Below are 22,518 nucleotides of genomic sequence, written 5' to 3'. Positions count from 1 at the left end.
CAGAGGCGCGTATTTTGATTTTTTGTAGGCTTAAAATCAAAGTAACTTAATGATTTTATTGAAAATTGCCGATGACTCATAATCCTTTGGTCGTAGGTTCAAGTCCTACATGGCCCACCAAATAAAAGAGGTCACAGAAATTCTGTGACCTCTTTATCTACAAGAACAGTAAGGTATTTATGCCCACCCTTCGAGTCATCGCTTTGATTGCCTTATGTGCAACATTAGCCGCTTGTTCTTCTTTGGGTCGCGACCGCATCGGTTATGAGCGTACTTTTAAGATTCAGTTCGACCCTCATTTGCATGATGAAGCCGAATAAAAAGCCCCGTCGCGGGGCTTTTTCATTGCCTGTCAATCCGTATCATCGGGTCAACCAAAATCCCCCCATCAATAAAAGCAATCCCACCATGACACTACTCAAAATATAGAGAAAAGCCATTGTCACGGCTCCTTGACGCAGCAGTACAAAAGTCTCCAAACCAAAAGCAGAAAAAGTGGTGAAACCACCGAGCAAGCCCGTAATCAATAGCAAGCGTAAATCAGTCGAGAGCCACTCGTGTTTCTCACCCAGACCCGCAAGCACGCCAATCGCAAAGCACCCGACAATATTAATCACAAATGTGCTGATCGGAAATGTCCAACCAATAAACTGGCGAAGCACCAAACCTGACAATTTAAATCGGGCAACAGAGCCCACAGCACCGCCGAGAGCAACATAAAGAATGGGCAGTAAAGCATTCATCTGTTTTTACCTCCGATTACATTCGTCGCCACTCAACCACCCCACCCGCTTTGTCTTCGATGGCAATCCCCATATCGGTGAGTTGAGCACGAACGGCATCCGCTGCGGCAAAATCTTTGGCAGCTTTGGCCACCTTGCGTGATTCAATTAAGGCCTCAATCTGCGCAACGTCATCCTGAACACCACCTTGTAAAAACACATGCGGCTCACGCTGCAACAGACCGAGTACACCCGCCAATGCTTTGAGCTGAGAGGCAAGAACGACGTCTTGGGTTTTATTAACTAAGGTGGCCAAGTCAAACAACACGGAAACGGCGATGGCGGTATTAAAATCATCATCCATAGCAGATTTAAATGCCACAGCATGTGCCTCAGTCCAATCAACTGGCTTGTCATCCACAGGAATGTCTTTGAGTGCGTTGTACAGCCTGGTGAGCGCCGATTTGGCATCGTTGAGGTGCTCGTTTGAGTAATTAAGTGGGCTGCGATACTGAGCGCGCAGAATAAAAAATCGCACCACTTCGGCGTCATATTCTTTAAGAACATCACGGATGGTGAAAAAATTACCAAGCGACTTACTCATTTTTTCATTGTCCACTCGCACAAAGCCGTTGTGCATCCAGTAATTCACGAATTGTTCATTGTGGTTGTGCGGGTCGTCTGAGCACTGCATCGCGCCTTCGGATTGGGCGATTTCGTTTTCGTGATGGGGAAATTGCAAATCCGCACCACCACCATGGATGTCAAAGTGATTGCCTAACAAACTGCTACTCATCGCCGAGCACTCAATGTGCCAGCCAGGGCGACCGATGCCCCATTTTGATGGCCATTTGGTATCAGCGGGTTCAGACTCTTTGGCACTTTTCCACAACACAAAGTCGAGTGGGTCACGTTTGTCATCTGCAACCGCGACACGCTCACCCGCTCGCAAATCGTCTAAAGTTTTACCAGACAATTTGCCGTAACTTTTAAAACCACGCACCGCATAATTCACGTCACCATTGGTTGCCTGATAAGCCAAGCCGTTTTGCTCCAACTGCTCAATGATGCCCAGCATCTCTGGCACGTATTCTGTCGCTCGCGGCTCATGTGTGGGTCGCTCTATGCCAAGCGCGTCGGCATCTTCGTGCATGGCAAGAATGAAACGATCAGTCAGCTCACGAATCGACTCGTTGTTTTCTAAGGCACGTTTGATGATTTTGTCATCAATGTCGGTGATGTTGCGCACATAATTGACTTCATAGCCAGAGGCACGCAACCAGCGCTGAACCATGTCAAACACGACCATCACGCGTGCGTGACCGAGGTGGCAATAATCATAAACCGTCATGCCGCAGACATACATGCGTACTTGATTGGGTGTGATTGGCTTGAATACTTGTTTTTCGCGAGCGAGGGTATTATAAATCTGTAGCATGGGTCACCAATTGAGGGGGTTGAACCACACACGGCAGCCCAAACCCAGTAAAATAACGTCGTGAAGTCTTTGTGCCAGCGTTGCATTCAGGACTAAGACAAAAACGGCAGCAAAAACAACTAAAAACATCGATTTTTTGCTTTTGCTTTCGTAAAAGTTAGGGTTTCCCTAACTTTTACGGTCGATCCAAAACAAAGTAGGTTTTTACTTTGTTTTGCAAAGATTTCGCCGTTTGATACGACACAATCAACCAGCATTATACACCGCCGCGCAGCCTTATTTATAGTCGGCTCACAGGAGAACCACATGAAACAGCTTTTACAATCAGCTATACTCATCAGCAGCATTTTAAGCACCGCGCTTTTGGCCAAAACAGCCATCATCGAAACCAACATGGGCAGCATCACCGTCGACTTGAACGAAAAAGCTGCGCCAAAAACCGTGGCAAACTTCATTCAATACGCCAACAGCGGCCATTATGAAGGCACGGTTTTTCACCGTGTGATTCCCAACTTCATGATTCAAGGTGGTGGATTTAACACAGCCATGCAAGAACGAGACACTCGCCCACCGATTATCAATGAAGCGAGCAACGGCTTAAAAAATGAGAAATACACCATCGCCATGGCACGCACGAGCGATGTGAATTCAGCCACCTCTCAGTTTTTTATCAATGTCGCTTACAACGATTTTTTAAATCAACGCGACAAAACCACCGCAGGCTATGGTTATGCGGTATTTGGCAAAGTCACCAGCGGCTTTGATGTGGTCGATAAAATCGCCAAAGTCTATACCAAGCGCAGCATAGTCTCAGAAGCGCAACCCATTCAAAACATCGTCATCAGCAAAGTCACCATCCGCAACGACTAAACCCACACGAGTCAGGCGTGTTAAAATCACCTCTTTATCGTCCATCCATCAAAGGAAAAACATGACACAAGTACGTTTCACCACCAATCACGGCGCATTCACCGTTGAGCTCAACACCGAAAAAGCCCCGAAAACCGCTGCGAACTTCATCGAGTACGTGCAAGCAGGTTTTTACAGCGGTACAATTTTTCACCGAGTGATTAAAAACTTCATGATTCAAGGTGGTGGTTTCGAAGTTGGCATGTCTCAGAAAAAAGTCAACGCCCCCATCGAAAACGAAGCCAACAATGGCCTGACAAACGACAAATACACCATCGCCATGGCGCGCACCAGCGACCCGCATTCTGCCACCGCACAGTTTTTTATCAACACCGTGGACAATGAATTCCTCAATTTCACTTCCCCATCGTCACAAGGCTGGGGTTATGCTGTGTTTGGTAAAGTCACCGACGGTACCGATGTGGTTGATGCCATCAAAGGTGTGAAAACCTCACGTTCTGGTATGCATGCCGATGTTCCTGTCGAGGACGTCATCATCGAAAAAGCCGAAATTCTTTAATACAGCCCTATGCCCCATCATCGCCCTGCACAACCAGCTTGCATTGACTTAACGCACAGTGTGGCACACAGCGGGGCGTATTTTATTTCTGATTTGCATCTGTCAGATGAGTTGCCAGTTACGTTGGCACAGTTTGAGTATTTTTGCCAGCACATCGCAGCAACTCAACCAGCTCTATTCATTCTCGGAGATTTATTTGAGTTTTGGATTGGTGATGACGTCTGTGCGATCAGTGATGCAGCGCTGCGTGTCGCGCAATCACTCAAAAAATTAAACCAAAGTGGAACGACGATTTACTTTGTGGCAGGTAATCGCGATTTTTTACTTCAGTCCAGCTACTGCCGACAAGCTGGTATGACAGCATTACCCGACCCCTGCATCGTCAGAATTAACCAGCAACGAATTCTCTTAACCCACGGTGATTTGCTTTGTACCGATGATCGAGGTTATCAACGCTATCGTCGTTGCGTACACACAAAATGGGTGCAACGACTATTTTTAAGAACCCCCTGTTCGTGGCGGCTCAAGCTGGCGCAAAGCTTGCGACGCAGCAGCAAAGTCAAAAAAACAACAGCCAACACGCCCGCTCAATACATCAAACAAGATGTTGTCGAAGCCAGTGCACAGCTCTGGTTTGAAAAGAATGCTGTCCAGCTCATCGTACACGGCCACACCCATCGCCCCCAAAAACACAACCAGCCTTATGGTCAGCGATACGTTCTACCTGACTGGGAGTGCGATCACATCAATCACATTCGCTGGGGCTATGCACTCCTGGACTCAACTCACCATGAACCCATTCTCCGTGTGGTGCATGAGCTCGCGCTGTGAGCCAAAGTCACCATCCATGCAGCCTCATACAGCATCGTTTTAGAAGACACATCGATCAACACGGTACCCAGCCACGCAGGCATCATCTGAAGCCTTACCCGTAAGCATCGATAAAAAACAGCGAGGTTAAATCTCGCTGTTTTTTCGTCAAAGACGCGGGTTGTCTCACAACTACTTTTTGTCTTTTGCAAACCGAGCCCTCGCAGCCACAGCCGTGTCGGTGTAATCACTGAATACACCATCCACTCCCAGTTGAAAGTACAAAGCGTACTCATTGTACGGCTCCCCCATATCACCGCTTGTTAAATGCTTCGACTCATTGCGAAAAGTGAAGGGATGAACTGCCAAACCAGCTGCATGAGCGCGCGCAATAAAGTTATTGGCAGGCAAACGTGTGGTTTTACCAAACTCTGTTTTATAAGAAGCGATATAAACCTTCCATGGGCCAATACCTTGCGCAACTTGAGCAATTTCTTTGAGGTTGGCGTCACTGAGCATATCCGCGTAGGTTCGCACATCGCCCTGTTTGACGAAATCATAGGGGCGAATGGTGACCACAGAGCCGTCAGCAGCCACATCGTCACCATCAATCAAATAAACTTTTTTGACATCCGTCATTGCCTTGAGCGCCTTAAGATTCGTCAGCTCAAACGACTGAATAAACACAGGCGCATCGGCTCGATTAAGGTTGTATTTACCAAGCAAAGCAACCAAGCCAGCCTCAAACTCTAAGCCTTTTTCCGAATGCCATGCAGGGTGCTTGGTTTCAGGATAAACACCTATTGCACGCTTATATTGCTTGGACAGCTTTTCACGAAGTTGCAAAACTTCTTCAAAAGTCGGAATCTCGAACTGACCATCAAATGCCGCATTACGATCCGCACGCGGCTGCTTGGCACGCAAAGTTTTGATTTGCGCTAAGGTTAAATCACTGGCAAACCAGCCTTTTTCATCACGCCCATCCACTTTTTCGACGCGCTCGTACATGGCGAATTCTGGACGCGTGGCAATATCGGTCGTATCCTTTAGATTAGGCTCATGTCGCGCAATCAGCACACCATCTTTGGTCGACACCAAATCAGGCTCGATAAAATCCGCCCCCAGCTCTACAGCTTTTGTATAACCAGCCAACGTGTGATCAGGCATATAACCCGAAGCACCACGGTGAGCGATGACCAAAGGTGGCTCACCCGTTAATGTATTCCACTCTTTGGCACTTGCAGCCACAGACACCCCCATCATCACCCCAACCAACAAACATTGTTGCACATTCATCAAAGACTCTAACATGATTTTCTCCCCATATAAATAAGCAAAATACTGTGCCCGAGTTGGCTCAGTACTATCAACACTGACATCGCCACAATCTGCGATAATCACAGTTTATAAATTGGTTCTGTCAGACACATGACAAACCCATCATATTTTTGGCCTATCCATGCTTATTTTAGGAATCGAATCGTCATGTGACGAAACAGGCGTCGCGCTCTACGACAGCCAGCGCGGCTTGCTCGCACATGCTCTGCACTCTCAAATCGACATGCACGTCGCTTATGGCGGCGTCGTACCCGAGCTGGCCTCACGTGACCACATTCAACGTGTTCTGCCTTTGACCACAGAGGTTTTAACCCAAGCGAGTGTCACACTCAATGATGTTGACGCCATCGCCTGCACCACAGGTCCAGGACTGGCAGGCGCATTGCTCGTTGGTACAGCCTGCGCGCACGCCATCGGCTTTGCACTCAACAAACCAGTCATCCCTGTGCATCACCTCGAAGGACATCTACTGTCACCACTGCTGTCAGCCAATCCACCCGCATTTCCCTTCATCGCCCTACTCGTTTCAGGTGGTCACACCCAGCTCATGCGCGTCGATGATGTTGGTCAATACACCTTACTCGGCGAAACGCTCGATGACGCAGCAGGTGAAGCCTTTGACAAAACAGCCAAAGTGCTTGGTCTCTCCTACCCAGGCGGCCCTGCCGTCTCCCAGCTCGCCGAGCAAGGCGATCCAGAACGATTTAAATTTGGCCGCCCGATGCTGCACTCAGGTGACTTGGACTTTAGCTTTGCAGGTTTAAAAACTGCTGTGCTCACGCAAGCCAAGAAACTACAAGCTACTCATCCACTCACCGAACAAGAGAAGGCAGACATCGCACGGGCTTTCGTCGAATCAGCCGTGGATGTTTTGTCCAAAAAATGCCTAACGGCTCTCAAAGATAATCACATGAATCGCCTTGTCGTCGCAGGTGGTGTCGGCGCAAACAGTCAGCTGCGCGAACGTCTCAATGAATTAGCCCAAAAGCACAAATTTCACGTTCACTACCCCGAACTGCACCTGTGCACTGACAACGGCGCAATGATTGCACTGGCAGGTTGTCTTTCAGCTACTCGCGACAAATCGCTTCTAAACCAACATGACAGCTTCACCGTCAAACCACGCTGGTCACTACACAGCACATCATAATTTTTTCACTAAAACGCTTGACGGTGTTAAAAAAAATCGTCATAATATCGTTCTTCAATTCCCTGATAGCTCAGTCGGTAGAGCGACGGACTGTTAATCCGCAGGTCCCTGGTTCGAGTCCAGGTCGGGGAGCCAGATAAATCAAAAAGCCCATCTCATAATGAGATGGGCTTTTTGCTGCCTGACGTCTACAAATAATATTTAAAGTATGTCAATAATCAGACCAATTCGCTAAACGCTCAAACCGACGATGACCAGCGAATAGCGACACAAAAACGCCGCTACAGCACTGCGACTAAAACAATTTGGACAGCTCGAAAAGTTACAACTCCACTGAATTTCAAGCCAACAAATCCCGCGCAATCGCCTCAGCCACATAAATACCATCCACCCCAGCGGACAAAATCCCACCCGCATAGCCAGCGCCCTCACCCGCAGGATACAAGCCTTTCACGTTCAAGCTTTGATAGGTCTCACGGTCACGCGTGATGCGCACGGGGGATGATGTGCGCGTTTCAACACCCGTGATGACAGCGTCATAGAGGTTATAACCACGAATTTGTTTATCAAAAGCAGGAAGTGCTTCACGCACGGCGTGGATGGCGTACTCAGGTAAGCTCGGATTCAAGCTGCCCCACTTTACCCCAGGTTTATACGAGGGCATGACATCACCCGCACCCGTTGAGGCTTTGTCTGCGACAAAATCGCCGAGGAGCTGCGCAGGCGCACTGTAGTCGCCACCACCGAGTTCAAAGGCACGGCTTTCCCAAAACCGCTGAAAAGCGATGCCCGCCAGAGGTGAATCATCGCCATAGTCTTTGGGCTCAATCCCGACGACAATGCCCGAGTTCGCATTGCGTTCATTGCGTGAGTACTGACTCATGCCGTTGGTCACCACACGATTTGGCTCACTGGTAGCGGCCACCACGGTACCGCCGGGGCACATACAGAAGCTATAAACACTGCGGCCGTTATTCGCATGATGCACCAGTCGATAATCCGCAGCACCCAGCACAGGATGCCCCGCATACTCGCCGAATCGCGCTTTGTCGATGATTGACTGAGGGTGCTCAACGCGAAAACCGACAGAAAAAGGCTTCGCCTCCATAAACACACCGCGCTCATGGAGCATTTCTACCGTGTCACGTGCACTGTGACCGAGTGCGAGCACCACATGGCGAGAGTAGATGATTTCACCGTTGGCCAACTGCACACCATTCATCGCGCCGTTCTCAATCAACACATCCGTCACACGCGACTCAAAACGAACCTCACCACCGAGGCGAATAATCTCAGCACGCATCCGCTCAATCACCCCCACCAATCGAAATGTACCAATGTGCGGTTTATTGATGAATAAAATCTCCTCAGGCGCGCCCGCTTTGACGAACTCATGCAGCACCTTGCGGCCATAAAACTTAGGGTCTTTGATCTGGCTGTACAGCTTACCATCTGAGAACGTCCCCGCGCCGCCCTCACCGAACTGCACATTGGACTCAGGATTAAGCACCTTTTTTCGCCAAAGTCCCCACGTGTCTTTCGTGCGCTGACGCACGTCTCGCCCACGCTCCAGCACAATCGGCCGCAACCCCATCTGAGCCAACAACAACGCCGCAAACAACCCACACGGCCCGAAACCAATCACAATCGGGCGCAGCTTATCAGCAGGGAAATCAGTGACTTGCGCCACAAAATGGTACGACGTATCAGGCGCAGGCTTAATGTGTGGGTCGTTGGCGAATTTTTTTAGCACAGCCGCTTCATTCGTCAGCACAACATCCACACTGTAACTGAGCAAAATCTCGCGCACCTTGCGCGCGTCATAGCTGCGTTTAAACACAGTGAACGACACCAGCTCGCTCGCGTCAATCTTTAACCGTGCCACAATCGCCAGCATTAACTGCTCATGCAATTGAGCATTAAGCTTGTCCTGCTGCTCACCTTGCAGATGATGATCAGGTAAATTTTTTTCATACTCGCGTATCAGCGGTACGCGCAGTTCATTGATGCGTAACATCTCGACTCTCCGAAGCCTATTTATGGCTCAATGGTTCAATAACAATGATTCAATTAGTGAAAAATAGTTGATACATAAACCTAAAAGCATCAACAAACCAAACTCGTGGGGTTTCGCCTATGATTCGCTAAACCGACTTTTTCGCCAAATGAACCACGTTTGTGCAAAAACCGCCATTTCCAACATCATATAAAAAAACAAAAGCCAATGAGGCATGCCATCAAACAACACACTCAACAAGCGACCAGAAAACAAACCAAACATCACCACCATCACACTGATCAAAGCACCCTCATGCCACTGCGGTTTGCGCAGCGCCGTATAAATCCAATACCCCCCCAAAGTCAAATACAGTGTGCACAACGCCCGAAAAATATGCACCTCGTTGACCGTTGTCAACGCATAACCGTACAAACTCGGATAAAAATTAGGATCAATCCCATAACCCAAGCCAATGATGGACAAACCAACCCCCGTGTTAATCAAGCTCACTTGCCGAGCACGGTACATATTCATAAAACACTCCATTGTTAATGTTATTTAAGTCAATTGGTAAAACAAACCTTAATCAAGCTTCGTGACGAGATGAATCCTGCCGCGCCACCCAATCAATCACCATTTGAGCAAACGCATCTGCCGCATCCTGATAAACAAAATGCCCTGCGCCCTCAAATATCCGAACCTCGCTCTGAGGCAGCAGCTCATGCAGCACACGAGCTGTGTGAGGCAGTACCACTTCATCCTCGCCGCCCCAAAAAATATTGACTGGAACACTTATTTTAGCCAAACCTGCCTGCAAACGAGGCAAATCCCGCGGATACTTACCAAACCAGCGCACAGCAGCACCCAGCCGCCCACAATAACAGTCAGTATACTCAGCCAGCTCATCAGCAGATGGCTTGTACTGGCGATAGCTCATCTTAAAAGTCGCCTGCATAAAACTGCTAAGGCTCAGCGAAAAAGCCCAACGCCAAAATGCCGAAGACATCATGCGATCAATCGGTTTGCCCATAAACGCAGGATACACCGCCGGCCCATCCCCTACCAGCAAGCTCGCCACATCCCCACCCTGCTGCGCATAAGCCAGCGCCACAGGCATCCCCACATCAGGCCCGAGCAAATGCGGCCGAGTCAAACCCAAACGCTCAATGATCGAAGCCAGCCACGTCGCCTGGGTGAAAATATCCATCACCGCCTCACCGCCAGAAGAACGACCAAACCCAGGCAAATCCACCGCATACAGGTCAAACCGTTGTGCCAAAGCAGGCCAAATCTGACGATAAGCCAAAATACTCTGTGGAAAAGGACTCAACAACAGCAGCGTCGGTGCCTCCACGCGGGGACTGGCCGCATAACGAATCGAAACCCCACCGATATCCAGAGTCTGCATATTCATATCCATGATCACCTCAATGACGTTTTGTTAAAAAATATAGGACTACACAACTGCCACTCTTAGAAGAACGACGGATGCGACTGCATCACCACCGTCAACCCCAACATCGCCCCCACCATACACACCGCATCACCGACAAGCGTCCCCACCACAGCACCCATCCCACACCGAATCGAGCGCGCGCTCACATTCACAATCGCCAACGTTCCCGCACCAGGGATGAGCTGGAAAACGATGATGGCGAGGATGAATTGGGGGTAGTTTTGGATGCCGAACATGGGTTATCGTCAATGTTTCTTAAGGAAAATACGTAATGCACAGAACCGTAGGGCGTCAATAAGCGAAGCGCATTGCGCAGCATGTCTAAAACCAAACGTTATCGTCTTTTTTGAGACATACTGCACTTTAATTCACGTAGAAATAAATAGCTGAAAGATTTCTGCTCGCGCAACGCCAAACAACTCTTTCTCGCTTAAATTTTCAGACAGTGGCTGCGTCAAATTTCGAGCACGTTTTATCGCTTGCGGCCGACCATTTGAATCCTTTGCTATGGTTTTAACCAAGCCAGCCCCTTTGCCTTCAGGGCAATGCCCCTTAAACTCAGCCGAGTTCAATAGTTCATCCGCACTTTTAAAACATCGTGGCAGACCTTTGGCATCAACGGGCGGGTCTGTGCGATGTAATAAAAACCAGTATTCAAGGCATGGGTTGTTAATTAAAATCAACAACTTAGACCATTCATTATCTTTCTTTGCCAGCCACTCTTTGTAGAATTCAAAAAAATGATTTTTACCTTTTTTCTTCTTTGATTGATTGATGTGTTCATCACCCCCATCAACAATCCAAACAACGCGCTCAATAGCATCATTGCCCAAATCACGTTTAATGGTTCCAATTCGTAGCTCTATATTTGTTGCGGGTAATTTTGTTCCTTGTTCGAAAGGGGCAATGACGTTCTGTTCCACCAATTTTGAACAGTAATCACAATCATGCGGACCTTCAAAATAAAAAACCTGCGTTGCGCCATTAACAAATAGCCTTTGTACAACCGATCTTGATGAAGCGGATCTGGTGCGCGCCATATCAGTCTCCCAATTTAGGCACACCACCAAGGCGGCCATGCTTATAAAAATTATAAACACTGGATGTCTCACGCAAACCAGCGTCTGTTTTAATATCTTCTAAGCAATACAAATCTGAGGCCATAGTTTGAGCATCTTTATCCACAAACCAAATCACGTCATCACGGAACAGCAGTTTGTCTTGCAAGAACTCACGATAATGTGTGGTGGCAATGAGTTGAGAGTTGCTGGAGTCATTCAAGAATGTCACTATAAAATGCTCTAATAAGCTTGGGTGCAGCGAATGCTCGATTTCATCAATCGGCAAAATTCGACACGCATCGTTGGGTTCTCCTTGATCATGATCGTGATTCGTACACAATGCAGAAAACAAACCCGATAAACCATAGTAACGTTGCGTACCCAAAGACTCTTGCTTTTCTAAGTTCAGCTCATAATTGTCATCGCCCACTTGGTAAACAGTATGAACCTCTTTGGGTCTGTCTTTTAAGAATTTGAGATATTTTTCTTTTGCACCCTCATCAGACGTTTCTTTCAAAAACCGTTGATCAAAAGCATCTAAACCTCGCTCAGTAAAATTTAAATCTTGAATGGGAATGCCTGCTTGATTCATCATACTCAGCAACATAGGCTGATTAAACCTTTTGTCCTCTAATTGCTTTGTTACCCAATGCGTCAAATCCGTTCTTGGAGTCACTTCGCCCAATAATTGCTCTTTAAACCATAAATACGCCTGTTGTACTTTATCGTTTTGAATCGTCATGTTTCGATTGAGCACAGACAACATGGTCGTATTTGGTAATAGCTCAGTCTGCAATTTTTCGGTTTCGGCTTTGTTTAACTTAAACCCTGGACCCGGCTTAATTACAAAAGGGGTGTGTACATCACCACGGCAACGCTGGTAAATTAACGCAAACTTTACACCGTTGGGTGGGGTCGATTGGTATTCGAGTGTTTCACACAAGATGCCTTGGCTCGTGACATCCAGTTGATAGCGATACACCACGCCCAAACGGATAAACTTAATGATGATCGAGGTAGGCTCTGGGTTCTTTGTAAATGCAAATGAATTCACATCTAAATCGTCTTCTGTATCACGCACAGGCTTGGTCACCAAGCGATCCAACAGGCTCAATGCCTCCAGTATGGTGGTTTTACCAGCCGCATTCGCGCCATACAGCAAGGCCATACGCAATAACTTAATGGACTTGCCATTTTCAAATGTAAACTCACGCACATATGAAGGCGCTAAATGCGTGTCATTGCTCGCTTCAAATGTCAAAACCACGGGTTCTTTGAATGGGCCATAATTGGAAAGCGTAAAATCAATGATCATTTTTAACTCCATTTTTACCAATTGGTGGTAATTTTTTTAATTATACGCTTATTATTTTTAAATTCATAGCAAAAAAAGAACGAGCAAAAGCCCGTTCTTTCTTTTTCGCGCTACACACCCAGTGGTTAAATTTTTGCAGCTACAAATTCCAAAACCTCATCCATCGCCGCAGGCAAAGCCATTACATCCGCCCCCCCCGCTTGCGCCAAGTCCGGACGCCCACCACCTTTACCGCCAACTTGTGCGGCGACGTGATTCACGACGTCGCCCGCTTTGATTTTAGCGGTTAAGTCTTTGGTCACGCCTGCGAGTACGGTGACTTTGTCACGGCCTTGCGTGGTGGCGAGTACAATCACAGCCGAACCGAGTTTGTCTTTGAGGCTGTCCATGGTGTTGCGAAGCATATCGATGTCGGCGCCGTCGATGATGGCGCTTAACACTTTCACGCCGTTGACATCGACGGCTTGGGCGGCAAGGTCACCGCCTTGGGCTGCGGCGATTTTTGTTTTTGCGGCGGACAGTTCTTTTTCGAGTGATTTGATGTGCTCTTGCGTGCCTTGGATGCGTTCGATCAGCTCTGACGGTGCGGCTTTTAGTGTATTGGCGGCTTGCGCGAGTTGCGCGGCGAGGTTTTGCGTGTAGCGCACTGCGTTCATCCCTGTGATGGCTTCGATGCGGCGCACGCCTGCGGCGACGCCGCCCTCGCTGACGATTTTAAACAGACCAATGTCGCCCGTGGCGTGGACGTGTGTACCACCGCACAGCTCAACCGATGAGCCGATGGTGAGCACGCGCACTTCGTCGCCGTATTTTTCGCCAAACAGCATCATCGCGCCAGTTTCTTTGGCGTCGTCAAACCCCATGAGCTGTGCTTGGGTATCAACATTGCCGAGAATCTCTTGATTGACGATGGTTTCGATGCGCACGATGTCGTCCGCGCTCACGGGTGCGTTGTGCGCGAAATCGAATCGCGTTTTGTCCGCGTCAACCAACGAGCCTTTTTGTTGTACGTGTGTGCCGAGCACTTCGCGCAGGGCTTTGTGCAACAAATGCGTGGCGGAATGGTTGCGCACCGTGGCGGCGCGGCGTGCGCCGTCTACTTGGGCGGTGAGTGTATCGCCGACTTTGACCGTGCCACTCGCGACATTCACATGATGGCCGAATACGTCGGGCAAGACTTTGGTCGTGTCCGCGACGTTGAGCGTGGCTTGTGCGTTGCTTAATACGCCTGCGTCACCCACTTGACCGCCTGATTCGGCGTAAAACGGTGTTTGGTCGAGGATAACGATGGCATTCTGGCCTGCTTCGATGGCATTCACGGCAACGCCGTCAACGTAGAGTGCGACAACTGCCGCATCGTCCACGCGCAGGTGCTCGTAACCTTGGAAATTGGTTTTCGCGCCGTCGTAGGCGAGTGCTTTATCCATTTTGAATTTACCTGCGGCGCGGGAGGCGTCTTTTTGGGCGTTCATGGCGGCATTAAAACCTGCCTCGTCAATTGTAATCCCGCGCTCTCTGCAAACGTCTATTGTCAAGTCTAAAGGGAAACCGTATGTGTCATGAAGTCTAAACGCAACAGCACCAGGCAACTCAATTCCATTTGGATTCCTCGTTATAATCTCAATTGATTCAAAACCTCCATCAACTATTAATTTTTTAATCAAGTCATCTGAGTTTTCATCTTTTGGATTATCACAAACCAATACAACATGAACCAAACTTTCACCTAAGCTTTGGGCGTTTACAAAAAACTCACACTCGGTCATCGAACTAGAAACAGAAGTTGCTCCTTGAATAGACCAACTAGGTTTAAAGCTCTTTGCCCAGTTTTTTGCTTGTTGATAATCTATCATTTCATCCAATAACGACATCCCAACACCGATCGTCTCAAAGAATCGCTCTTCTTCAGTGAACAACGCTTGTGTGACTTGCGCTTCTTTGGCTGCGAGGTCTGGGTAAGCCGCGCCCATTTCTTTCACCAAGTCTCTGACGAGATTAGAAAAAAATGGTTTGCGGCAGCCGAGCTTGTAGCCGTGACGAATCGCGCGGCGGATGATGCGGCGCAATACATAGCCACGTCCTTCATTCGATGGAATCACGCCATCAACGATGAGGAATGAGCAGGCGCGGATGTGGTCGGCGATGACGTTGAGTGATGGATTTTTGAGGTCGGTGCAGCCCGTTTCACGCGAAGCAGCTTGAATCAAGTTCGCAAACAAATCAATTTCGTAGTTGCTGTGCACGCGCTGGAGAATGGCAGCGAGTCGCTCCAAGCCCATGCCTGTATCGACGCATGGTGCGGGCAATGGTTTCACCGAGCCGTCGGCCTGCATGTCGAATTGCATGAAAACGTTATTCCAAATCTCGATGTAGCGGTCGCCATCTTCTTCTGGCGTTCCAGGTAAACCACCCTCAATGTGCGGGCCGTGATCGTAAAAAATTTCTGAGCAAGGACCACATGGGCCTGTGTCTGCCATCATCCAGAAGTTGTCAGACATATAGCGCCCGCCTTTGTTGTCGCCAATACGGATGATGCGATTTTCAGAAATAATGCGCTCTTTCGTGAAACCTGCGCTCATGAAAATTTCTTCCCAAATGCCGTAGGCTTCGTCGTCTTCCATGTAGACAGTGGCGTAGAGTTTGTCGGCTGGGAGTTTGTAGACTTGGGTTAATAATTCCCACGCCCATTGCAATGATTCGCGCTTGAAGTAGTCGCCAAATGACCAGTTGCCGAGCATTTCAAAAAAAGTGTGGTGACGCGCGGTGTAGCCGACATTTTCTAAGTCGTTGTGTTTGCCGCCTGCGCGTAAGCACGCTTGCACTGAGGTGGCGCGGTTGTACGGGCGTTTGTCAGTGCCGAGAAACACGTCTTTGAACTGCACCATGCCTGAGTTGGTGAACATCAGCGTGGGATCATTCCCTGGTACGAGTGATGACGAGCGCACGATGGTGTGGCCTTTTTGTTCAAAAAACTTTAAAAACTGGGCGCGAATGTCAGCTACTTGCATAAAAAATCCTAAAATTTTTGGGGAATCGGGTGCGGCGCAAAAGCGGCGTAAAAACGTGCATTATAACAAAACACCTCGGTCAAAACCGAGGTGTTTGTGCTGCTGTCTGCCCCAGAATCAGGGCTCAATCAAGCGTTACGCTGAGAGCGCTGGATAGTCCGTATAGCCCTTTGCACCTTCTGAGTAAAACGTGCTTGAATCAGGGGCATTTAACGGTGCTTTTGCCTTGATTCGCGCGGGCAAGTCAGGATTGGCTAAAAACGATGAGCCAAACGCCACGGCATCAGCCAAACCGTTGCGAATCGCTTCACCCGCTTCGTTTGCGTCGTAGCCCATGTTCACGATGAGATGGCCTTTGTAGTGCTCACGAATCGGCGTGACCACGTCGCCTGTTTGTTGCTGGAAGAAGTCGCCGCGCATGAGGTGCAAATACGCCAAATTAAAGTCGTTCAAACGTTTCGCCAACCACGTCACCAAACCAATCGGGTCGCTGTCAATCATGCTGTTGTAGCTGTTGAGCGGCGAAATGCGCAAACCAACTCGGTCGCTGCCCCAAACATCAATCGTCACTTGCAAGACTTCGAGCAACAGACGAGCACGGTTTTCGATGCTGCCACCGTAAGCACCTGTGCGTTTGTTTGAGCCATCGCGCAGGAATTCATCGAGCAAATAACCATTCGCACCGTGAACTTCTACACCGTCAAAACCTGCGGCTTTGGCATTTTCGGCGGCTTTTCTGAACCCTGCCACAATCGCTGGAATCTCGTCATCAGACAACTCACGCGGCACGGTGTATGGCTTTTTGCCTTCTGGCGTATGCGTGACGTCATCAATTGCAATCGCACTCGGCGCAACGGGTTGCGCACCGTTATTGAGCAAAGGATGACAAGCACGACCGCCGTGCCAAATTTGTAGAACGATTCGTCCACCCGCTGCATGGACGGCATCGGTGACTTTTTTCCAACCTGCAACTTGCTCATCACTGTAAATGCCTGGTTCACGCCCTTGAAATGCCGAGCAGCTTGGCATGGCCATCGTCGCCTCAGCCACAATCAAACCAGCACTGGCTCGTTGTGCGTAGTGTTCTGCCATGAGTGCCGATGGCACGTGGTTGGCATCTGCGCGACACCGAGTGAGCGGCGCCATTAAAATTCGGTTCGGTAATGTCAATGCGCCCGCAGTCAAGGGCTGAAATAGTGTTTCACTCATCTTGTTGCCTTTCTTTTCAAAAAAATACTTCTGCATAAATGAACGACGAAATATACCACAAAGCCCAAAGGCCAGCCGACAACGAAAAAAATCCCAAGTCAAAAACCAAGGGATTGTGGCAATACAAAGACCAAGCATTCAATATTAGATTAGCACTTTAAATCAAGCAAATCATCAGCTCAAACTCAAGGTTGCACTGATGATTGCCTTTTCTGCTGCTTCCGTATTTTTAGTTCAACTCTCGCCACTTAATGATTTCTGGTTCAACCGCCAACAACGCTGGCAGAACCGATAAGGCGTTTTGAACATGCGCGGTTTGCCAGTGCTTTGCCTCTGCCACTTCGTCTTGCCAAATTTCGACTGAGCTAAACTCATACATATTTGTGGCACTTTGCAGATAGTAATACGCCACGCAGCCCTCTTCTTTGCTGCTTGTCGCTTCGGTGAGGTTTTTCATCAAGGTCAGCGACTCATCGAGTTTCTCTGGTTTGACCGTAAATTTCGCTGTTACATACAGTTTACTTGAGCGTGCACAGAGTAAGTGGTACAGCTCATCTGCCACTTTGTCCGATGATGCTGGGTTTTGGCCTGTAATCAACAAGCCATCGGTAACCGCATAAGGCAGCCAGTCCGCTACTTTGCTAAAGTTTGCGCCATTGGCTTTGAGCATGTCTTCTACCAAAAATGGGACAACATGGGTTAACTCCACCGCTTCTTCTTCGGTGTTGGTAAAACCTGTGACATTTTTTCCTTTGACCAAAAACTCGCCATTGGATAACGTCACACTCTTAAGCGCGGCTGGTGCATGGCAGACGAATGCGACGGGTTTTTTTGACTCATAAAAATCAGCAATCAACTTTACCGAAGTCGAATCATTTGCCAAATCCCACAAAGGCCCATGTCCACCAGGATAAAAAACCGCATCAAAATCTTGGTGACGAACAGAGCTCAAGGGTAATGTGGTTTTTAATTTACCCAATAAATCTTGATCTGCGTCCATACGGCGCGTCGCGTCTGTTTGAAACTCGGGCAAATTGCTTTTAGGGTCCAGCGGTGGCTGGCCACCTTTTACTGAGGCTAAAGTAATGTCGCAACCTTTATCCAGCAAGTTGTAATAGGGCGCGGCCAACTCCTCAGACCAAAAGCCAGTTTTTAGCCCTGTATCACCCAAGTCTGCATGACTGGTCAGTACAAATAGAATTTTTTTCATGAATTTACCTTTTTGTTTTGGTTTAAAGCGTCATCATAAACACAACAACGTAAGAATGCCATACACAAAACCAGCTACTTTTTGCCTAAAACATTCACAATCAAAATATATCTTGACAAAAAACGGCGTATTATTGCCTAATAAAGGCATGAAACATCAAAACACCACCCAGCTGGCTAGGACGCTTTATGAGCAGTTGCCCAGCCTCACCCAACATGGCATTAAACCGAGTGGATTAAAAGGCGTGAGCTTATTTTTCCAGCCTCATGCTTTTAACCACACAAAAGAATCAACCATTTACAACCCTCGAATGGTGATCTTGTTTTCTGGGGCAAAAATAGGTGAGCTCGGCTTGCGTCAATTTCGCTACGATGCACATCATTTTTTGGTATTAACCTCTCATTATCCGCTGCAATGCACAACCGTATGCCAAAATGATGAAGACTTACTCGGCATGACCATTGAGCTGGATCGAGAAATGGTGGCGCAATTAATCCATGATGTGCGTGCATGTGAGCCTCATTCGTACAACCAGACAACCAATCAGACAGACGATCAAACCCACCAAAATGAAGGTCTGGCCTGCTATCGAATGAGCGAAACGTTGCGAGAGAGGCTGCATGGCTTATTGAGTGCAATGGCTAACCCGATGACTTGCACTTTGTTTGGTCAAGCGCAGCTTCGCTGGTTTCTTTATGAGTTTATGAGTTCGAGTGGACAGGGTTTTTTTGAGTCATGGATTCAGAGTAACAGCCAGTTTCAACAATTCCACCGAGTGGTTGAACACATCAACGAAACATTCGCAGAAAAAATAAGCGTGGCAGATTTGGCTCATCATGCAGCCATGAGTGAAACAAAGCTCAATCGCTTATTTAAAAAATACATGGCCGATACGCCGCTTCAGTACCTAAAGAAGGTTCGGTTGCATCAAGCTCGAGCATTTGTGGTACAAAAAAACATGTCTATTGGTTTGATTGCTCAGAAAGTCGGCTATGAGAGCCAATCGCAGTTTTGTCGCGAATTCAAACGGTACTTTAGCAAGTCGCCAACGGAGATGGCAAGAGCTGCATTACATGATTAATCAAACGACTATAAAACACAGGCAGTTGGCAGCAGCAATTAATGGACGGCATCAGTCGAACCAAATCAGTGTCGCCATGCGTCCCGTGACTCGATCTCTGCGATAAGAATAAAAGCGCGCCTCGTCAGAAACCGTGCATAGCTCGCCACCAAAAACGCGCGTTACACCCATCGCCAATAGCCTCGCTCGAGCCAATCCATAAATATCAGCCCAGTATTTTCCTGCTGATTTTGGCTTGAAAAATGCGCGTACATCACCTACAGCTTGTGGCGTTTTGGCCAAAAACTCTTCCAAAACATCTTGCCCCACTTCAAACGCCGCAGGGCCAATCGCCGCACCCAGCCAAACGTGGATATTAGCAACTTCAGCCCCTTGCTCGCGCATGGCAATAAGGGTGTTCTCTATCACACCATCAACCAATCCGCGCCAGCCAGCATGTGCCGCGCCGACCACTTTACCATCGTCGCTACAAAACAGAGCAGGTAAACAATCAGCCGTCATAATGACACCCACCTGCCCTGCTTGGGTCAGCACCACAGCATCCGCCTCTGGTGGCGGCTTCGTGTGGTCATCATCATTGGCTGTCTGTTGCCAAACGATGGTGCTGTGGGTTTGGTTGAGCCAAAGCGGCTCGCTCGGCACTTGCGCACGAATCAATGCTCGATTCGCATTGACATGTGTCGGGTCATCGCCGACATGGGTCGCAGGATTTAAGCCGTTCACCCCTGCGATGTCACCATACGTGCCCACACTCACACCACCCGTGCGAGTGGTCATGTACGCATGAACATTGGCAGGGGCTTGCCAGTTTGGCTGGAGCCAGTGTTTCATCCTTGAAAATCCTTGACCGCATCCATGACCATATCTGGCTCAGGTAAAGGAAAAACATCCACGCCCATCATCGAAAGCAAATTCACCATGTCTTCTGGCAAGCCAACTTGCCAGCTCATGTAATCGCCCGTGCGTGGATGAATCAAACCAAGCTGGTAAGCATGAAGAGCTTGACGCTCAAAGTCAGCCATTTTAGAAATCACTGTGCTGCGCCCCCCTTTTTTCTCACCATACAATGGATCACCAATCAGCGGAAAGCCGCGGTGCTGCATGTGCACGCGAATCTGATGTGTGCGCCCTGATTCGAGCTGACACACCACGATGGAATAAGGTTTTTGCTGAAACTGCCAAAACCCCATGCTTTGATAAAAGGTTCGAGCTGGCTTACCACTGTTGCCAACCAAAGCCGCCATTTTTAAGCGATCTTGGGGATTGCGACCAATGCCGATGTCAATCACGCCATCCGCATCCACCTCACCTTGGACAATCGCAATATAACGACGCTTGACTGTGCGCGCTTGCAGCTGACGCACCAAATCTGTTTGTGCCAACAATGTTTTTGCCACTACCATCAAGCCCGAAGTGTCTTTATCCAAACGGTGAACAATGCCTGCGCGTGGTACTTGAGTAATCTCGGGATAAGCATGCAGCAAGCCATTGAGCAATGTACCACTCCAGTTACCACTGCCTGGATGAACCACCAAACCTGCAGGCTTGTTAATCACAATGATATCGCTATCTTCGTACATCACATCAATCGCCATCGGCTCAGCCGTATAAGCCTTCATTTCATCAGAAGGCTGAGGCTCAACGCGCAATGTGTCGTGCTCGTAGACTTTTCGGCGGGCATTGACCTCAACCTCGCCGTTGCAGCGCACCGCACCGTCTTTGAGCCATTTTTGCAAACGCGAGCGAGAATAACTAGTCAAAAGAACTGCAAGAGCCGCATCAAGACGCATACCGCTCGCAGCTGAAGTCACCGTCATCTCTATGGGGTCAAGATTTAATGCATTTACACCCACATCCTCATCCCATGCGTTATAATCGTCACCAATTTCATCAAAAGGTATCTCTGTCATGACTGTATCTATCCTTAAAAAAGCCGCACGTTTGGGTGTCGTTGCAACAGTAAGTGTCAGCTTTCTAGCTGGCTGCGGTACTTTTGGCAATCAAAAAGACAAAAATGAATTCGCAGGCTGGGCAGTCGACCGCCTCTACACAGAAGCGCGCGACAACTTAAACAACAAAGATTATACCCGCGCAGCCGAGATATTAGAAGCAACCACCACACAGTACCCTTTTTCACCTCAAGCCGTACAAGCTCAGCTCGAATTACCGTATGTATATTGGAAAGATGAAGAAAAAGTCAAAGCAATCGCCGCAGCGGACCGATTCATCGCCCTGAATAGTTCGCACCCACGTGTTGACTACGTTTATTACATCAAAGGCCTGATTAACTACAATCAAAACGTCAGTTACCTTGCCACTTTAACTGGCGAAGGTCTGAATGACCGTGACCCGAAAGCGGCGATAGAATCATTCAACGCATTCAAAACCCTTGTTGAGAAATTCCCCAACAGCCGTTACACTCCAGATGCCCGCAAACGCATGGTGTCGTTGGTCAACAACATGGCGGTGCTTGAGGCAGGTGTGGCACAGTACTACTATGAACGCGGCGCTTATCTCGCTGCAATTAACCGCTCACAAGACTTGCTCAAAAATTATGACGGCACACCATCAACAGAAGACGCGCTTATCATTATGGCCGCTTCCTACGACAAGCTGGGCTTGGATGAACAGCGTAATGACACGCTCGCCGTTCTGAAAAAGAATTACCCAGACAGTCAAATGAAACTCAAAAAGATTAAACGCAGCCTATTTGGCTCAAAAAATGATCGCAAAAAAGCCGAGGTTGAATTACCTGCCCCACAATAATTTGACACGTTGGCTTATAAAAAACGACTTGGTAACTCAAGTCGTTTTTTATTGGCGGTAGATTTGGTCTGTTGTTGTGGCTTATTCGCAGAATCATGCAGATAACGCTTAACTTCACTACTAATCGGCATGTGATGATTAAAAGTCATAGTCAAAAGGTCAAAACATGCCAATAAACGCACTTAAAAACGAGCTTGCACCCCAAAATCAAAACATTGGCTACGGGCCTACAGCTTTTCCCAATGTGGTGCTCATACCCAAATTGACCTGGGCCTTATCATTTATTTTAAGCCCCGTGCCCAGCTCACACCGAAAACCATTATCCAGCACATAGGCAAGCGTGCTAAAGCCATTGTATTGAGAAGTCACCTTTGCCCGCACGTCATTACAGTGTTGTGGCACAGGGCGTGTTAACACTATTCAAGCAATCAACGATAAGTGCGAAATGAATAAAGCCGCTAAACAAAACACCAAGTTTATAAAAGCGAGAGGATATACTACGAAAGCCTTTTAATTATTGGGTTTG

21 protein-coding genes, 1 tRNA gene and 1 pseudogene are annotated in these 22,518 nt (G+C 48.3%); 8 read left to right on the top strand and 15 right to left on the bottom strand.

Annotation, left to right across the window (positions count from 1 at the left end):
- Positions 1 to 179: 179 nt before the first annotated feature.
- Positions 180 to 320: a hypothetical protein gene (locus tag IE082_RS04070; RefSeq protein WP_189491909.1), complete on the top strand. Its 141-nt coding sequence runs from the start codon at positions 180 to 182 to the stop codon at positions 318 to 320.
- Positions 321 to 362: 42 nt separating this feature from the next.
- Here the strand turns inward: IE082_RS04070 and crcB are convergent, their stop codons facing one another.
- Both crcB and cysS read right to left on the bottom strand, forming a co-directional pair.
- On the bottom strand, positions 363 to 743 hold the full coding sequence (gene crcB / locus IE082_RS04065) for a fluoride efflux transporter CrcB (protein ID WP_189491906.1): 381 nt from the start codon (positions 741 to 743) through the stop codon (positions 363 to 365).
- Positions 744 to 759: 16 nt separating this feature from the next.
- A complete protein-coding gene (gene cysS / locus IE082_RS04060; RefSeq protein ID WP_189491903.1) occupies positions 760 to 2,160 on the bottom strand; it encodes a cysteine--tRNA ligase in 1,401 nt (466 codons plus the stop codon).
- Positions 2,161 to 2,553: 393 nt separating this feature from the next.
- Here cysS and IE082_RS04055 point away from each other — a divergent pair, with 393 nt between their 5' ends.
- From IE082_RS04055 to IE082_RS04045, 3 genes are all read left to right on the top strand, one after another.
- Positions 2,554 to 3,030 carry a peptidylprolyl isomerase gene (locus tag IE082_RS04055; RefSeq protein ID WP_229809712.1) on the top strand — a complete coding sequence of 159 codons (477 nt, stop codon included), beginning with the start codon at positions 2,554 to 2,556 and terminating at the stop codon, positions 3,028 to 3,030.
- A gap of 61 nt (positions 3,031 to 3,091) precedes the next feature.
- Positions 3,092 to 3,589: a peptidylprolyl isomerase gene (locus IE082_RS04050; RefSeq protein ID WP_189491898.1), complete on the top strand. Its 498-nt coding sequence runs from the start codon at positions 3,092 to 3,094 to the stop codon at positions 3,587 to 3,589.
- 9 nt (positions 3,590 to 3,598) lie between these two features.
- On the top strand, positions 3,599 to 4,420 hold the full coding sequence (locus tag IE082_RS04045; protein WP_189491896.1) for a UDP-2,3-diacylglucosamine diphosphatase: 822 nt from the start codon (positions 3,599 to 3,601) through the stop codon (positions 4,418 to 4,420).
- A gap of 171 nt (positions 4,421 to 4,591) precedes the next feature.
- Here IE082_RS04045 and IE082_RS04040 read toward each other — a convergent pair whose 3' ends face one another.
- Positions 4,592 to 5,710, bottom strand: coding sequence for a glycerophosphodiester phosphodiesterase (locus IE082_RS04040; RefSeq protein ID WP_229809706.1), 1,119 nt, complete (start codon positions 5,708 to 5,710; stop codon positions 4,592 to 4,594).
- 148 nt (positions 5,711 to 5,858) lie between these two features.
- Here IE082_RS04040 and tsaD point away from each other — a divergent pair, with 148 nt between their 5' ends.
- Positions 5,859 to 6,887 (top strand): tRNA (adenosine(37)-N6)-threonylcarbamoyltransferase complex transferase subunit TsaD, encoded by a 1,029-nt coding sequence (gene tsaD / locus IE082_RS04035; protein WP_189491892.1) that lies wholly within the window; start codon positions 5,859 to 5,861, stop codon positions 6,885 to 6,887.
- Positions 6,888 to 6,946: 59 nt separating this feature from the next.
- Positions 6,947 to 7,022 (top strand) — tRNA-Asn (locus IE082_RS04030).
- A 205-nt stretch (positions 7,023 to 7,227) separates the two neighbouring features.
- Here IE082_RS04030 and IE082_RS04025 read toward each other — a convergent pair.
- From IE082_RS04025 to IE082_RS03985, 10 genes and pseudogenes are all read right to left on the bottom strand, one after another.
- Entirely contained in the window at positions 7,228 to 8,904 is a 1,677-nt protein-coding gene (locus IE082_RS04025; protein WP_373295055.1) for an NAD(P)/FAD-dependent oxidoreductase, read from the bottom strand.
- A gap of 117 nt (positions 8,905 to 9,021) precedes the next feature.
- Complete coding sequence (locus IE082_RS04020) at positions 9,022 to 9,420, bottom strand: DUF4345 domain-containing protein (protein ID WP_189491889.1); 399 nt, start codon at positions 9,418 to 9,420, stop codon at positions 9,022 to 9,024.
- A gap of 52 nt (positions 9,421 to 9,472) precedes the next feature.
- On the bottom strand, positions 9,473 to 10,306 hold the full coding sequence (locus IE082_RS04015) for an alpha/beta fold hydrolase (RefSeq protein WP_189491886.1): 834 nt from the start codon (positions 10,304 to 10,306) through the stop codon (positions 9,473 to 9,475).
- Between the two features lie 53 nt (positions 10,307 to 10,359).
- Positions 10,360 to 10,578, bottom strand: a complete 219-nt coding sequence (locus IE082_RS04010) for a LysE family translocator (RefSeq protein ID WP_189491883.1) — start codon at positions 10,576 to 10,578, stop codon at positions 10,360 to 10,362.
- A 132-nt stretch (positions 10,579 to 10,710) separates the two neighbouring features.
- Positions 10,711 to 11,421 carry an RloB domain-containing protein gene (locus IE082_RS04005; RefSeq protein ID WP_189491881.1) on the bottom strand — a complete coding sequence of 237 codons (711 nt, stop codon included), beginning with the start codon at positions 11,419 to 11,421 and terminating at the stop codon, positions 10,711 to 10,713.
- Positions 11,384 to 12,718 carry an AAA family ATPase gene (locus IE082_RS04000; protein WP_189491878.1) on the bottom strand — a complete coding sequence of 445 codons (1,335 nt, stop codon included), beginning with the start codon at positions 12,716 to 12,718 and terminating at the stop codon, positions 11,384 to 11,386. Before IE082_RS04000 ends, IE082_RS04005 begins: the two co-directional genes overlap by 38 nt.
- Positions 12,719 to 12,843: 125 nt before the next feature.
- The gene (alaS, locus tag IE082_RS03995; RefSeq protein WP_189491875.1) at positions 12,844 to 15,726 is read right to left on the bottom strand and encodes an alanine--tRNA ligase; all 2,883 of its coding nucleotides are present in this window, start codon (positions 15,724 to 15,726) and stop codon (positions 12,844 to 12,846) included.
- 135 nt (positions 15,727 to 15,861) lie between these two features.
- A complete protein-coding gene (locus IE082_RS03990) occupies positions 15,862 to 16,935 on the bottom strand; it encodes an alkene reductase (protein WP_189491872.1) in 1,074 nt (357 codons plus the stop codon).
- 229 nt (positions 16,936 to 17,164) lie between these two features.
- Positions 17,165 to 17,497: a putative quinol monooxygenase gene (locus IE082_RS11210; protein ID WP_268244679.1), complete on the bottom strand. Its 333-nt coding sequence runs from the start codon at positions 17,495 to 17,497 to the stop codon at positions 17,165 to 17,167.
- Positions 17,471 to 18,145 (bottom strand): annotated as a pseudogene (locus tag IE082_RS03985) (type 1 glutamine amidotransferase domain-containing protein); the annotation flags it as partial. The pseudogene IE082_RS03985 and the gene IE082_RS11210, both read right to left, overlap by 27 nt.
- 148 nt (positions 18,146 to 18,293) lie before the next feature.
- Here IE082_RS03985 and IE082_RS03980 point away from each other — a divergent pair.
- Positions 18,294 to 19,226, top strand: a complete 933-nt coding sequence (locus IE082_RS03980; RefSeq protein ID WP_189491865.1) for an AraC family transcriptional regulator — start codon at positions 18,294 to 18,296, stop codon at positions 19,224 to 19,226.
- 51 nt (positions 19,227 to 19,277) lie between these two features.
- Here IE082_RS03980 and pgeF read toward each other — a convergent pair whose 3' ends face one another.
- Both pgeF and IE082_RS03970 read right to left on the bottom strand, forming a co-directional pair.
- Complete coding sequence (gene pgeF, locus IE082_RS03975; RefSeq protein WP_189491862.1) at positions 19,278 to 20,057, bottom strand: peptidoglycan editing factor PgeF; 780 nt, start codon at positions 20,055 to 20,057, stop codon at positions 19,278 to 19,280.
- Positions 20,054 to 21,136 (bottom strand): RluA family pseudouridine synthase, encoded by a 1,083-nt coding sequence (locus IE082_RS03970; RefSeq protein WP_189491860.1) that lies wholly within the window; start codon positions 21,134 to 21,136, stop codon positions 20,054 to 20,056. The genes pgeF and IE082_RS03970 overlap by 4 nt, the downstream gene beginning before the upstream one ends.
- Between IE082_RS03970 and IE082_RS03965 the strand changes: the two genes are divergently transcribed.
- Positions 21,135 to 21,992 carry an outer membrane protein assembly factor BamD gene (locus IE082_RS03965; protein ID WP_189491857.1) on the top strand — a complete coding sequence of 286 codons (858 nt, stop codon included), beginning with the start codon at positions 21,135 to 21,137 and terminating at the stop codon, positions 21,990 to 21,992. The two genes, IE082_RS03970 and IE082_RS03965, sit on opposite strands and share 2 nt — an antisense overlap.
- Positions 21,993 to 22,518 lie beyond the last annotated feature (526 nt).

Source organism: Formosimonas limnophila, assembly GCF_014652675.1.
Taxonomy (GTDB): Bacteria; Pseudomonadota; Gammaproteobacteria; order Burkholderiales; family Burkholderiaceae; genus Hydromonas; species Hydromonas limnophila.
This window is presented reverse-complemented; position numbering and strand designations above follow the sequence as displayed.

Coding starts and splice junctions, on each gene's coding strand:
- IE082_RS03970 (WP_189491860.1), bottom strand. CDS start 21,136: ATGACAGAGATACCTTTTGATGAAATTGGTGACGATTATAACGCATGG.
- IE082_RS04045 (WP_189491896.1), top strand. CDS start 3,599: ATGCCCCATCATCGCCCTGCACAACCAGCTTGCATTGACTTAACGCAC.
- IE082_RS03980 (WP_189491865.1), top strand. CDS start 18,294: ATGAAACATCAAAACACCACCCAGCTGGCTAGGACGCTTTATGAGCAG.
- IE082_RS04025 (WP_373295055.1), bottom strand. CDS start 8,904: ATGTTACGCATCAATGAACTGCGCGTACCGCTGATACGCGAGTATGAA.
- IE082_RS04070 (WP_189491909.1), top strand. CDS start 180: ATGCCCACCCTTCGAGTCATCGCTTTGATTGCCTTATGTGCAACATTA.
- tsaD (WP_189491892.1), top strand. CDS start 5,859: ATGCTTATTTTAGGAATCGAATCGTCATGTGACGAAACAGGCGTCGCG.
- IE082_RS04050 (WP_189491898.1), top strand. CDS start 3,092: ATGACACAAGTACGTTTCACCACCAATCACGGCGCATTCACCGTTGAG.
- cysS (WP_189491903.1), bottom strand. CDS start 2,160: ATGCTACAGATTTATAATACCCTCGCTCGCGAAAAACAAGTATTCAAG.
- IE082_RS04015 (WP_189491886.1), bottom strand. CDS start 10,306: ATGGATATGAATATGCAGACTCTGGATATCGGTGGGGTTTCGATTCGT.
- crcB (WP_189491906.1), bottom strand. CDS start 743: ATGAATGCTTTACTGCCCATTCTTTATGTTGCTCTCGGCGGTGCTGTG.
- IE082_RS04010 (WP_189491883.1), bottom strand. CDS start 10,578: ATGTTCGGCATCCAAAACTACCCCCAATTCATCCTCGCCATCATCGTT.
- alaS (WP_189491875.1), bottom strand. CDS start 15,726: ATGCAAGTAGCTGACATTCGCGCCCAGTTTTTAAAGTTTTTTGAACAA.
- pgeF (WP_189491862.1), bottom strand. CDS start 20,057: ATGAAACACTGGCTCCAGCCAAACTGGCAAGCCCCTGCCAATGTTCAT.
- IE082_RS04040 (WP_229809706.1), bottom strand. CDS start 5,710: ATGTTAGAGTCTTTGATGAATGTGCAACAATGTTTGTTGGTTGGGGTG.
- IE082_RS04000 (WP_189491878.1), bottom strand. CDS start 12,718: ATGATCATTGATTTTACGCTTTCCAATTATGGCCCATTCAAAGAACCC.
- IE082_RS04005 (WP_189491881.1), bottom strand. CDS start 11,421: ATGGCCGCCTTGGTGGTGTGCCTAAATTGGGAGACTGATATGGCGCGC.
- IE082_RS04020 (WP_189491889.1), bottom strand. CDS start 9,420: ATGAATATGTACCGTGCTCGGCAAGTGAGCTTGATTAACACGGGGGTT.
- IE082_RS04055 (WP_229809712.1), top strand. CDS start 2,554: ATGGGCAGCATCACCGTCGACTTGAACGAAAAAGCTGCGCCAAAAACC.
- IE082_RS03965 (WP_189491857.1), top strand. CDS start 21,135: ATGACTGTATCTATCCTTAAAAAAGCCGCACGTTTGGGTGTCGTTGCA.
- IE082_RS03990 (WP_189491872.1), bottom strand. CDS start 16,935: ATGAGTGAAACACTATTTCAGCCCTTGACTGCGGGCGCATTGACATTA.